Raw genomic sequence first — 11,531 nt, forward strand, 5'->3', positions numbered from 1 at the left:
CTCGCGCGCTGGTTGCGGCCGGCGGACGAGCGCGCGCACCATGTGGCCCTGCGCGCGCAGCAGGTCGAGCGTGACGCGCCCGACGAAGCCCGTGGCGCCGGTGAGCGCGACGATCACAGCAGCGCCAGATGGTTGCGGTGGACCAGCGCGGCGCGGGGCGCGTAGCCGAGGATCGCGGCGTGTTCGTCGGAGCGGCGGCCGAGCAGCCGCCGCGCGTCGGCGGCGTCGTATTCGGCGAGACCGCGCGCGACGCTGCCCTCCGGTCCCTCGACCGTCACCAGGTCGCCGCGCATGAAGCCGCCCTCGGCCGCGGTCGCCCCGGCGGCGAGGAGGCTGCCGCCCTTTCGCAGCGCGGTCGCGGCGCCGGCATCGACGCGGATCACCCCCTTGGCGGTCAGTCCACCCGCCAGCCACGCCTTGCGCGCGGTCGCGGTGCGCTCGGCGGCGAAGAGCGTGTGGCGCGCCGTCGTCGACAGCGGCCGGTCGACGCGGCCGGAGGCAATCGCCAGCGGGATACCGGCGGCGGTGGCGATGCGCGCGGCGGCGAGTTTCGATACCATCCCGCCCGACCCCATGCCCGACGCGGAGCCCGCATCCGCCATCGCCAGCACGCCCGCGTCGATACGCTCGACGACGGCGAGGTGCGCCGCACCGGGCAGCGCGGGGTTGCGGTCGTAGAGGCCGTCGACGTCGGACAGCAGCACGACGCCGCTCGCGCCCGCCGCCTGCGCGACGCGGGCCGCGAGGCGATCGTTGTCGCCGAAGCGGATCTCGGCGGTGGCGACGCTGTCGTTCTCGTTGAGCACCGGCACCGCGCGCAACGACAGCAGCCGGTCGAGTGTCGCGGCGGCGTTGAGGTAGCGCCGCCGGTCCTCCAGATCGTCGAGCGTCACCAGCATCTGCGCGGCGGTCAGCCCCTGCGCGGCGAGCACCTCCGTCCACACCTGCGCCAGCGCGATCTGTCCGACCGCGGCGGCGGCCTGCGCGTCCTCCAGGCTGCCGCGGCCGCCCTTCGCCAGCGCCAGCCGTCGCGCACCGAGCGCGATCGCGCCGGAGGAGACGATCGCGATCTGCTGGCCGGCGCGGGCGCGGTCGGCGAGGTCGGCGGCGACGCCCTCAAGCCATGCCCGACGCACGCCGCCATTGGGATCGACAAGCAGCGCGGAGCCGATCTTGACGATCAGGCGGGGGCAGGAGGCGGGCGGAAACAGCACGGACACGGCCTTACCGCGGACAGGTCGAGAGGCCAAACCGGGTCGGGCTGTGGATGGAATCGGCGGGCGCTGTGGACAAGTTCGGCTGGTCGCAGACGAATCGCAGCTCACCGGGTCAAGGGCTGCTAACAGATAATTTACCGTCGTAACGCAACCGTCATGGACGACGCTCTTCTGCAGGTCAGGCGCGACATCGCGCGCGCACAACGGATCGCCGGCGGGCTGTCCGACGACCACAGCCGCCGCATCCTGCGCGCCTATATCCGCGAACTGGAAGCGAAGGTCGCGCAGGCGCAGGTGACCGGGCTCGCCGCCTGACGCTCAGCGGGCGAAGATTTCCGCGTGGGGCAGGGTGATGCCGAGCGCGGGCAGGGGCACGTCGAACGGATCGTCATGCTGGTCGTCGTCCCAGCGCTTGGGCCCGGTGCGCTGCACGACGCGCACGCGCTCGATGGCGGTGTCGACGAAGATCACGGTGTCGACGCTGGGTAATGCCTTATATTCGGGAAGCTTGACGCGGAGATCGGTGCGCGCGTTGCCCGCCGACAGGACCTCGATCAGAATACGCGGGTCGTCCCATGCCTTCAGGTCGTCGTTCTCCGGCCCGTCGCGGCCGCAGAAGACCGTCACGTCCGGGTAGCGGATCGACAGGTCGTGGGTGCGCGTCGCCATGTCGGAGTTGTAGGGTGTGCTGCCGGTGCCCTGAAGACGATTGCCCAGCGCCCGCATGATGTTGAAGGCGATGCGCGCATGTCGTCCCGATCCACCGGCCATCATCCGAATGACGCCGTTGTCCAGCTCCGCCTTGCGATCGCCGAAGTCGATCTGGAGGAACTCGTCGGCGGTCAGCAGCGGATAGTGTGGTTGCGTCGCCATCGGCGTCGCATACACCTAAATCGGCGACCACTCCACCGCGTCCTCCTCGCCCCAATCGTCCCTGGCGGCCGCGCCGGGGGCGGGGGGGAGGGCGTCGAGCAGGCGGTCGAGCACCCAGTCGACGCCGGTGCCGGCGGCGGACGACAGCGGGATGACGGGGTAGCCCGACGCCTCCTCCAGCTCGGCCGACAGTGCGGCGATCAGTTCGTCGTCCAGCGTGTCGATCTTGTTGAGCGCGAGGACGACCGGCTTGTCGGTCAGCCCCGCGCCGTAATTTTCCAGCTCGTCGCGGACGATGCGATAGCTCTCCGCGACGTCGTCGTCCTGCGCGTCGACCAGATGGAGCAGGACGCGGCAGCGCTCGATATGGCCCAGGAAGCGGTCGCCGATGCCCGCGCCGTCCGCCGCGCCCTCGATCAGGCCGGGGATATCCGCGACGACGAACTCGCGGCTGTGATGGCGCACGACGCCGAGCTGCGGGCGGGTGGTGGTGAAGGCATAGGCGCCGACCTTCGCCTGCGCGTTGGTGACGGCGTTGATGAAGGTCGACTTGCCGGCGTTGGGCAGACCGACCAGCCCGGCGTCGGCGAGCAGCTTGAGGCGCAGCCACACCCACGCCTCCTGCTCGGGCCAGCCGGTGCCGTGCTGGCGCGGTGCGCGGTTGGTTGAGGTCTTGTAGCTGGCATTGCCGCGCCCGCCGTCGCCGCCGCGCAGGAACATGACGCGCTGGCCGACCTCCGTCAGGTCGAGCAGCAGCGTTCGCTCGTCGTCGTCGGCAAGCACCTGCGTGCCCACCGGCACCTTGACGACGAGGTCGTCGCCACCGCCGCCGGTGCGGTTCGACCCGGACCCGCCGGAGCCACGCGGGGCGCGGAAATGCTGGGTGTAGCGAAAGTCGATCAGCGTGTTGAGCCCGGCGACGGCCTCGAACACGATGTCGCCCCCCTTGCCGCCGTTGCCGCCGTCGGGACCGCCATATTCGATGTATTTTTCGCGCCGGAAGGACACGGCGCCGGGGCCGCCGGTGCCGGAGCGGCAGAAGATCTTGGCTTGGTCTAGGAAGTGCATGGCGCGTGCAGTAACGCTTTAGCGCAACCAAGGCGACGCTTCAGAATCTGCTATCGCCTCGACCATGCCAGCGCGGGCGCGACCCAGTCGTCGAGCGGTCGATAGATCAGGCCGTGACCCAAGCCGGTGTGGAGCGCGACCTCCCGGAATCGCGTTACCGCCGGCGATCGTTCGACGAGCGGCCGGCAACTGCCGCCGATCTCGTCGGATGTCTCGTAGATCGACAGCACCTCGCCCGAGAGGTGCGGGTCGAACTCGCGGATCAGCCAGTCATTGCAATCGGCGACCAGAACGTACCGGATGCCTCGCCGCGCCAGCCGCGTCGACACCAAAGTCGCGATCACCGATCCTTTGGATGCGCCGATAACCGTGACATGGGACGGCGGCACTCCAGCCGCGAGCCGGGCACGGATCTCGTCGACCACCTTGTCGGCATAGGCGCGTGCGTCGGTGCCTGCCGGCCTGGCCTCGCTGACGACGGTAGCGCCGTCGCGTCCCAGCGCAGCGACGATGCCGGCATAATCATACGCGCCGAAGCGTGGGCTGATCCCGCGTGGACCGGCATCCTCCACGATCTTGCCATGGAGGTAATAGATAAAGCGCGGCGGCGGCTTAGTCGCTCCCAGCGCGATGCAGGCGGCGAGTACCAGCAGCGGTCGGAACGTCGGCATGCCGATCAGGTCCTACCCTGGAGCAACATCTCCCGCGCCAGCACCCGCGCCCGCTCGCGCGGCACGCCCAGCGCGCGCGCGAGTGCGCCGCCGAGGAGCGCGTCGCCCAGCGCCATCAGCACCAGCGTCAGCGTCTCGTCCGCCAGCGGCTTCGCGTCGCGGTGATCGGCGGCGAGGTCGTCGACCAGATCGTGGATCGCGGTCAGGATCGGGTCGAGCGCATCCTCGTTGCCCGACAGGATCATCCAGCTCGCCAGCGCGCCCGCGCCGCCGGTGTCGAACGCATCGAAGGCGAGGTCGACCACCTCGCCGGGGTTGGGATCGGGGGAGGCCCGCTGGCGCAGCACCGCCTCGCGGATGGTCGAGGTGATGAACCCCGCCATGCGTGCGATCAGCGCCTGTTGCAGACCATAGGCGGAGCCGAAATGGTGGAGCAGGTTGGCGTGGGTACGACCGATGCGCGCGGATACCGCCTTGAGCGTGACGGCCTGCGGGCCGCTCTCGACCAGCAGCGTCTGCGCCGCGTCGAGCGCGGCGTCGCGGGATTCGGTGGGCGACAGGCGGCGGCGGACGGGGAGGGGGGTGACGGACATGCGTGCCGCTTGTTGGACGGAATGGACGGGGAGGCAACCGACTTCCTACCCTCTCCCTGCAGGGGATAGGGACAGCCGCGCAGCGGCAGGGTGAGGGGCCGAAGCGGGCAGCCCCTCACCCTGGCTCGCAGCGCTCAGGCCGTCAGAGCGCCAGCTCGAACGTCGCGCAATCGACCTTTTCGCCGCGTGCGAGGCAGTCCCGCCGTCCCACGCCGGTCTGCGCGAAGCCGAGTTTCCTCAGGACGCGGCCCGACGCCGGATTGTCGAGGAAATGCCCGCTGACCAGCCGCTTCCGCCCGAGCGCGTGGCGCGCCATGTCGACGACCGCGCGCGCCGCCTCGGTCGCATAGCCGCGGCCCCAGGCGTCGGGGGTCAGCCAATAGCCGATCTCCAGCTCCCCTTCGTGATCCGGGCCCGCCGGGTGCAGACCCGCGCCGCCGACCAGCACCGGTTGGTCGCCGCGGTCGTGTGCGAAGATCAGCAGCGGGTGGTCGTCGCCACCGTGCGGAGTCTCCAGCCACCAGCGAGCATGGTCGATCGTGTAGGGCCAGGGCAGCCTGGCGAGCCGCATCGCCACGCATTCATGCGCGATCGCATGCGTCAGCGCAGGAGCGTCCTCGGGCCAGCCGGGGCGCAGCGTCAGTCGGGCGGTACGGGCGAACATGCTCCCTCCTCCTCGCCGCTTGCACGTCACTCATGACTTGGCGGCGACATTTCGCGTGGAGAGAGCAAGAAAAAAGGGAGCCGGGGCGGACCCGTCTCCCTTGTGTGGCTGGTCCTGCTGGACCCGGGTCGCCCTGGTGGGCAACCCGTCCGGTTACCCGATTATTCGGCCGCGATCGCCATCGGCTCGGTGGTCGTGTCGTTCGCCGGGGCCAGGACCGAACAGAACTTTCGGCCGAGCTTGCCTTGCGCGAACGTGACGCGACCGTCGACCAGCGCGAACAGCGTATGGTCCTTGCCCATGCCGACGTTCCGGCCGGCGTAGAACTTGGTGCCGCGCTGACGCACGATGATGTTGCCGGCGACGCACTCCTGCCCGCCGAACAGCTTTACGCCGAGGCGACGACCGGCCGAATCGCGACCGTTGCGCGAGGAGCCGCCTGCTTTCTTATGTGCCATGGTCCGTTAGCTCCTTACGCCTGAGCGACCGCAGGGGCGGTCTCGCTCGAAGTGTCGTTGACGGTCGCGTTCTGCGCCTGCGTCCGCTGCTCGGCGGTCTGGCCGCCGACCGACACGATCTTCAGGATCGTGTGCAGCTGACGATGGCCGTTGCGACGGCGATAGTTGTGCCGGCGACGCTTCTTGAAGACGATGACCTTGTCACCTTTCGCCTGCGCGATGATCTCGGCGGCGACGGTGACGCCGCCGGCGTCGCGCAGCTCGGAGCCTTCGCCCGCGAGCAGCACGTCGAGGGCGATCGAGGCACCTGCCTCGCCGTCCATGCGATCGACGACGATCTTGTCTCCGGCGGCGACGCGATATTGCTTGCCGCCCGTACGCACCACTGCGAACATGGCTGAGTTCTCTTCTTCAAACATTTGTGCCCGTCCGGGCAAGCCCGTCGGGAGAAGGGCCAGCTAAGGAAATGCGCCCGCCCTGTCAACCGTCGACCGCAACGGGGGGTGATCGCACCGCCCGCTAATTTACGTCCGATCCGGCTGTAGCATTTCGGCAACATAGCTTGTGAAATGCGGCGACGCAGCATTCCCATGCAATTGTCTTCTTGCCCAACTCGTGTCCTCTTCGCGCTGCACCCGAGCTGGGACGCGAGAGGCCGAAACGGCAATCGCGGCGACGGTTTCGGGCGCCTGGATCGGCAATGCCAAGGGGGCGTCAATAATGACCAAGACTTTCAGTTCGACGATCGCGATCGCAACGGCGCTGCTGGCGACGTCCGCCGTCCAGGCGCAAACGGTGCCGCAAGCCGAATCGACGACAGAACCGTCCGTCTCCGAACAGACCACCACCGATGCACAGGACGTGCTCGTGGTCGGCACCCGACGCACCGACCGCACCTCGGCCGATTCGGCCTCTCCGGTGGACGTGATCGGCGCCGAGGAGCTTCAGTCCCAGCCTGCGGCGAACATGCTGGATATCGTCCGCAACATCGTCCCCTCCTTCTTCGTGCCGCAGAACACGATCTCCGACGCCTCCACCTTCGTCCGTCCGCCGTCGCTGCGTGGTCTCGGCGCCGACCAGATCCTGGTGATGATCAACGGCAAGCGCTACAACCGCTCCGCGCTGGTCCAGGTCTATTCTGGCGCGGACACCGCGCTGTCCTATGGCTCGCAAGGGTCCGACATCGGCAACATCCCGGCGATCTCGGTGGGCAACCTGCAGGTGCTGCGCGACGGCGCGACGGCGCAGTACGGATCGGACGCGATCGCGGGCGTCATCAACTACCAGCTGCGCGAGGACCAGGGGTTCGAGATGCAGGCCAGCTATGGCCAGACCTATCGCAACGACGGCGACCGCTATCAGATCGCGGCGTTCGCAGGCGTCAAGCTCGGCGAGCGCGGCTTCGCGAACGTCTCGGGCGAATATTTCGACGAGGACGGCACCAGCCGTGGCGCGACGCGCCCGCTCGCCGTGGTATTGGCGCAGGTCCAGCCGGGCGTCGTCGGCCGCATCCCCAACTATCCCGGCCCGGTGCAGAACTGGGGTTCGTCGCCGTCGCACGGCTATAAGGTATTCGGCAACGCGGCCTACGAGGTCGCCGACGGCGTCAAGCTCTACGGCACGATCAACTATGCCCACACCAACGCCAACCAGAGCTTCAACTATCGCTCGCCGATCACCTCGCCGACCGCGCTGACCGTCGACCTGGGCAACGGCACGACCGGCACGCGCACGCCGGGGGCCAACGGCTCGTTCAACACCATCTACACGACGCCGTGCCCGGCCGGCACCGCCACCTGCCCGGCCGGCGGCTTCGTCCGCAACGGCGGCGGCACCTTCAACTTCACCTCCATCTATCCCGGCGGCTTCACCCCGCGCTTCCTCGGCGAGGTCCAGCAGCTCTATGGCACGGCGGGGGTCAAGGGCGATCTGGGCGGCTTCACCTACGACCTGTCGGGGACGCTGGCGCGCAACTCGCTGTCGCTGTCGATGTACGATTCGCTGAGCGCCTCGTTCGGGCCGCAGAGCCAGACGCGCTTTTTCTTCGGCGATCTCATCCAGCGCGAGCAGAACGCCAATCTGGACCTGACCTATCCGCTCAACGTCGGCTTCGCGAGCGTCGTCACGCTGTCGGCGGGCGCCGAGTTCCGGCGCGAGGAATACGAAACGACGGTCGGCGACCTGCAATCCTACGCCGCCGGACCCTATGCCCGGCAGCCGCTGTACGACCTGACCCCCGCCGGCTACGTTCCGGCGCTGAATGCGGCGGGCGCGCAGATCGTGGCCACCCAATCGCCTGCGGCAAGCGGCTATGGCGGCACCAGCCCGACTTTCGCGGGCAAGAACAGCCAGAAGAGCTATGGCGTCTATGTGGGCGCCGAGACCGATATCGTGGAAGCACTGTCGGTCGGCATCGCCGGGCGCTACGAACATTACGAGACGTTCGGCGGCCGTTTCGTCGGCAAGGCGAACTTCATCTACCACATCACCGATGCCATCGCGGTGCGCGGCACGGCGGGCACCGGCTTCCACGCGCCGTCGCCGGGGCAGAACAACACCCAGATCCTGACCACCAACTTCCTGGGCGGCAATCAGGTGCAGACCGGCACCTATCCGGTGACCAGCTCGATCGCGCAATTCTATGGCGCGACCCAGCTGCAGCCGGAGAAGTCGACCAACTTCGGCGCGGGCCTCGTCCTCGAACCCTTCCGAGGCCTGTCGCTTACGATCGACGGCTACACGATCAAGGTGCGCGACCGGATCGGCATCTCGCAGAACTTTACCGTCACCGCGGCCAACATCGCCGCGCTGCCGGCGCTCTCGACGGTCGGCGTCGGCGGCGTGGTGAACTATTTCACCAACGGGTTCGACACGCGCACCAGCGGTGTCGACGTGGTCACGACCTATCGCACCCGCGTCATGGACAATCCGTTCAGCGTGACGCTCGCATATAATTACAACAAGAGCACGGTCACCGATTTCGACCCGGCGGTCATCAGCCCGGAGCAACGCTTCAACATCTCGAACCTGCCGCCGAAACATCGCGCCAACCTGTCGGGCAACTATCAGGTCGCGGGCTTCACGCTCAACGCGCGCGAGAACTTCTACAGCAGCTGGGCCAACCAGCTCGAATATCCGGGCCAGCGGTTCGGGTCGAAGTTCCTGACCGACGTCGACATCAGCTATACGCTGGCGGAGCGCTATACGATCACGGTGGGCGCGAACAACGTCTTCAACACCTATCCGGACAAGATCGCCGCCAGCACCACCAACCCGATCTATGCGCTGACCAACAGCCTGGCCGACGGTCAGATCTATCCGCGCTCGGGTGGGCCGTTCGGCATCAACGGCGGCTTCTATTACGCACGGCTGCGCGTGAAATACTGACGGGACTGAAGGGGGCTGCGTCGCCGACGCGGCCCCCTTTCCACTCAGTGGCGGTGCTCGGCCTTCAGTCGGTAACGCCCGTCCTCATACCCCGTGAACAATCCGGCGATCGCGGGATGGTCCACCGGCTCGTCGCTGTCGTCGGGGATCAGGTTCTGCTGGCTGACATAGGCGGTGTAGCTCGACTCCGCGTTCTCGGCGAGAAGGTGATAGAAGGGCTGATCCTTGCGCGGGCGGATGCCCTCGGGGATCGCCTCATACCATTCGTCCGAATTGGCGAAGACCGGATCGACGTCGAAGATCACGCCGCGAAAGTCGAACATGCGGTGCTTTACGATCTCGCCGATGCCATAGCGCGCGGCGGCGATCGGGGGCGCGGCGGGATCTGAACGGGTCGGCTGACCGGCGGTCGGGTGACGAGGCATGGCTCCTATGTAAGCGGCGCCATGGGCGGGGCAAGCACGAGCTTGCGCGCGGCCGGGCGCTGGCGTGGGGGGAGGGCTGGTTCGGGTTCCCGATCTCGCGCTTGCGCGGCTGGCGACCATGCGATAGGGCGCGCGCTCGACCGGCCGGACGGCTCCTTCGGGGCCGAGACGTCCTCTGCGGAGAGGTGGCAGAGTGGTCGATTGTACCGCACTCGAAATGCGGCGTGCCCTCACGGGTACCGTGGGTTCGAATCCCACCCTCTCCGCCACTTACCCTACGTAAACCCGCCGAAAACAAGCTGAAGCCGCAGAAATCGTAAGGGGCAAGTTGGACAAGATATGCCCGGCTCCCCGGCAGGTGGCTGGCAAGGTCAAGCATCACGCCGCCCCGCCTTGGGCTGACGTCCCCGGCATCGTGGCCAAGCTGAGGGAGCGCGATAACATGTCGGCGCCGGTCCTCGGGTTCGGCGTTCTGACCGCCGCGCGATCTATGGAGGTGCGCGGCGCCGGATGGGGGGAGGTAGACCCAGAGCGCGCCCTTTGAGCCATTCGGGGTTGGTTCGGCTCCTACGCCATCCGCCCGGTCGACGCGCTCCTCGCCGGCCATTTTTTCACGGCGCTGCTGAACGCCGCTGGCGCGCTTCGCGATTGGGCGGATACCGACTCGATGTAACAAGTCGCGATGCATTTCATGCCGATGCTGCGGAGCGGCAACCCTAATCAGCCGCCTAGCGGCTGTGACCTGGGTCGCTCCATCGCTATCCAGATTCGTCTTCGCCGATCCAGTGACGCTAGTCCCGCTGCTCGCGGAGGAAGGGCTTGGCGAGGCCGTGATAAAGCCGCTCGGGACAGACCAGGGCGCTTACCAGATCCGCGATCAGGGCGGCCGCGAAAAGCGGGATGATGAGGCCGCGGCTCGCGGTCGTCTCGCTGATGATGATCACGGCGGTGAGCGGCGCCCGGACCACGCCGACGAAATAGGCGATCATCCCGAGCAGCACGATCGCGCCGGGTGAATCGTGCGGGAACAGGAGGGTGAGGAGATTGCCGATCCCGGCTCCCACCGACAGCGACGGCGCGAACACACCGCCCGGAGCGCCGCTCAGCGTCGTGGCGAGTGCGGCAACGAACTTCGTCGGGCCGAACCAAAACGGCTGGCCGTGACCTTCGACCAGCTGCCGCGTTGCCTCGTACCCAGTGCCCCAGGTAGCGCCCCCGCTGACCAGGCCGAGCACCGCGACGACCAGCCCACAGCCGGCCGCGAACGCAACGGGGCGGGTCTTCAATCGACCGAGCCAGGCGGGTGACGGTGCGGCGACGGCAAGAACTATCCGGCTAAACAGGCCGCCCGTCAGTCCGCCGATCACACCCGCGACCGGCGTCACGATCAGGATGGCGCGGAAGCCGAGCGACTCTCCCATCCGGCCGAAATAGATGTAGTCGCCTGCCACGCCGAGGCTGACCAAACCAGCGATCATCACCGCGGCCATGACGAGTACGGCCACTTTCTGTTCATAGGCGGCGGCAAGTTCCTCGATCGCGAAGGCGACGCCCGCAAGCGGCGTGTTGAAGGCGGCGGCGACACCGGCCGCGCCGCCGGCGATCAGGACGCCGGCGCTGATCGGCACGCGCAACAATCGATGAACCGCGACCATGATCGCGGCGCTCAGTTGCACGGTGGGGCCTTCCCGCCCGACCGAGCCGCCGCCCAGCAGCATCGCCAACGTCAGTCCGATCTTGGCCGAAGCGGTGCGAAGCGACACCAGCGGACCGACCCTCTCGAGTTCGGGGTCGCGCGCGGCGGCGATTACCTGCGGGATGCCCGACCCGCGCGCGGCGGGCGCCCAGCGGCTCGTCGCGAACACGACAGCGGCGAAGATCGCGGGCGTGAGCAGAAGGACTCCGTACGGCGAAATAGCGTCGAACCGCGCGAAGAGATGCTGCGCGAAGTCGCCGAGCTTGGCGAAGGCCAGCGCGGCCAGGCCGAGCGCGACCGCACCGACCCCCGTTGCGACCCGCCGTCGCCATAGTACCAGTGTCCGCGCGGCCTGCACCGGCAGCGCCTCGGCGGCGCCGGTCAGACGCGCGATCAGTCGATCAAGAAAGATAGCCACGCCTTCCTGTCGTCACGGAGCGTCCGCGATTGCAAGCATGACCTGAACCGGGGTCAAAGGC

At 68.1% G+C, this 11,531-nt stretch carries 12 protein-coding genes and 1 tRNA gene; 3 read left to right on the forward strand and 10 right to left on the reverse strand.

Features of this window, described 5'->3' with window-relative positions:
- Positions 1-113: 113 nt before the first annotated feature.
- Positions 114-1,214, reverse strand: coding sequence for a glutamate 5-kinase (gene proB / locus ACOFKS_RS11475; protein WP_419809386.1), 1,101 nt, complete (start codon positions 1,212-1,214; stop codon positions 114-116).
- A 159-nt stretch (positions 1,215-1,373) separates the two neighbouring features.
- Between proB and ACOFKS_RS11480 the strand changes: the two genes are divergently transcribed.
- Positions 1,374-1,532 (forward strand): hypothetical protein, encoded by a 159-nt coding sequence (locus ACOFKS_RS11480; protein WP_419809387.1) that lies wholly within the window; start codon positions 1,374-1,376, stop codon positions 1,530-1,532.
- Between the two features lie 3 nt (positions 1,533-1,535).
- On the opposite strand, the gene ACOFKS_RS11485 is transcribed toward ACOFKS_RS11480, so the two are convergent.
- From ACOFKS_RS11485 to rplU, 7 genes are all read right to left on the reverse strand, one after another.
- Positions 1,536-2,090 carry a Uma2 family endonuclease gene (locus ACOFKS_RS11485; RefSeq protein ID WP_419809388.1) on the reverse strand — a complete coding sequence of 185 codons (555 nt, stop codon included), beginning with the start codon at positions 2,088-2,090 and terminating at the stop codon, positions 1,536-1,538.
- A gap of 15 nt (positions 2,091-2,105) precedes the next feature.
- A complete protein-coding gene (gene obgE, locus ACOFKS_RS11490) occupies positions 2,106-3,158 on the reverse strand; it encodes a GTPase ObgE (protein WP_419809389.1) in 1,053 nt (350 codons plus the stop codon).
- A 50-nt stretch (positions 3,159-3,208) separates the two neighbouring features.
- Entirely contained in the window at positions 3,209-3,829 is a 621-nt protein-coding gene (locus ACOFKS_RS11495; RefSeq protein WP_419809390.1) for an alpha/beta hydrolase, read from the reverse strand.
- A gap of 5 nt (positions 3,830-3,834) precedes the next feature.
- Positions 3,835-4,422 (reverse strand): TetR/AcrR family transcriptional regulator, encoded by a 588-nt coding sequence (locus ACOFKS_RS11500; RefSeq protein WP_419809391.1) that lies wholly within the window; start codon positions 4,420-4,422, stop codon positions 3,835-3,837.
- Between the two features lie 142 nt (positions 4,423-4,564).
- Positions 4,565-5,086 (reverse strand): GNAT family N-acetyltransferase, encoded by a 522-nt coding sequence (locus ACOFKS_RS11505; RefSeq protein ID WP_419809392.1) that lies wholly within the window; start codon positions 5,084-5,086, stop codon positions 4,565-4,567.
- Between the two features lie 161 nt (positions 5,087-5,247).
- Positions 5,248-5,544, reverse strand: coding sequence for a 50S ribosomal protein L27 (rpmA, locus tag ACOFKS_RS11510; RefSeq protein WP_419809393.1), 297 nt, complete (start codon positions 5,542-5,544; stop codon positions 5,248-5,250).
- A gap of 14 nt (positions 5,545-5,558) precedes the next feature.
- Entirely contained in the window at positions 5,559-5,939 is a 381-nt protein-coding gene (gene rplU, locus ACOFKS_RS11515; protein ID WP_419809394.1) for a 50S ribosomal protein L21, read from the reverse strand.
- A gap of 325 nt (positions 5,940-6,264) precedes the next feature.
- On the opposite strand from rplU, the gene ACOFKS_RS11520 reads away from it, so the two are divergent.
- Positions 6,265-8,931: a TonB-dependent receptor plug domain-containing protein gene (locus tag ACOFKS_RS11520; RefSeq protein ID WP_419809395.1), complete on the forward strand. Its 2,667-nt coding sequence runs from the start codon at positions 6,265-6,267 to the stop codon at positions 8,929-8,931.
- Positions 8,932-8,975: 44 nt separating this feature from the next.
- On the opposite strand, the gene hspQ is transcribed toward ACOFKS_RS11520, so the two are convergent.
- Positions 8,976-9,356, reverse strand: coding sequence for a heat shock protein HspQ (hspQ, locus tag ACOFKS_RS11525; RefSeq protein ID WP_419809396.1), 381 nt, complete (start codon positions 9,354-9,356; stop codon positions 8,976-8,978).
- Between the two features lie 179 nt (positions 9,357-9,535).
- Between hspQ and ACOFKS_RS11530 the strand changes: the two genes are divergently transcribed.
- Positions 9,536-9,625, forward strand: a tRNA-Ser gene (locus ACOFKS_RS11530).
- A gap of 522 nt (positions 9,626-10,147) precedes the next feature.
- On the opposite strand, the gene ACOFKS_RS11535 is transcribed toward ACOFKS_RS11530, so the two are convergent.
- Positions 10,148-11,437 carry a chloride channel protein gene (locus ACOFKS_RS11535; RefSeq protein WP_419809660.1) on the reverse strand — a complete coding sequence of 430 codons (1,290 nt, stop codon included), beginning with the start codon at positions 11,435-11,437 and terminating at the stop codon, positions 10,148-10,150.
- Positions 11,438-11,531: the final 94 nt, after the last annotated feature.

This window comes from Sphingomonas sp. (assembly GCF_965200135.1).
GTDB lineage: Bacteria > Pseudomonadota > Alphaproteobacteria > Sphingomonadales > Sphingomonadaceae > Sphingomonas.

Bases quoted from the DNA above. Each gene is read 5' to 3' on its own strand.
- ACOFKS_RS11495 (WP_419809390.1), bottom strand. From the start codon at position 3,829: ATGCCGACGTTCCGACCGCTGCTGGTACTCGCCGCCTGCATCGCGCTG.
- obgE (WP_419809389.1), bottom strand. From the start codon at position 3,158: ATGCACTTCCTAGACCAAGCCAAGATCTTCTGCCGCTCCGGCACCGGC.
- hspQ (WP_419809396.1), bottom strand. From the start codon at position 9,356: ATGCCTCGTCACCCGACCGCCGGTCAGCCGACCCGTTCAGATCCCGCC.
- rplU (WP_419809394.1), bottom strand. From the start codon at position 5,939: ATGTTCGCAGTGGTGCGTACGGGCGGCAAGCAATATCGCGTCGCCGCC.
- ACOFKS_RS11500 (WP_419809391.1), bottom strand. From the start codon at position 4,422: ATGTCCGTCACCCCCCTCCCCGTCCGCCGCCGCCTGTCGCCCACCGAA.
- rpmA (WP_419809393.1), bottom strand. From the start codon at position 5,544: ATGGCACATAAGAAAGCAGGCGGCTCCTCGCGCAACGGTCGCGATTCG.
- ACOFKS_RS11480 (WP_419809387.1), top strand. From the start codon at position 1,374: ATGGACGACGCTCTTCTGCAGGTCAGGCGCGACATCGCGCGCGCACAA.
- ACOFKS_RS11485 (WP_419809388.1), bottom strand. From the start codon at position 2,090: ATGGCGACGCAACCACACTATCCGCTGCTGACCGCCGACGAGTTCCTC.
- ACOFKS_RS11505 (WP_419809392.1), bottom strand. From the start codon at position 5,086: ATGTTCGCCCGTACCGCCCGACTGACGCTGCGCCCCGGCTGGCCCGAG.
- ACOFKS_RS11520 (WP_419809395.1), top strand. From the start codon at position 6,265: ATGACCAAGACTTTCAGTTCGACGATCGCGATCGCAACGGCGCTGCTG.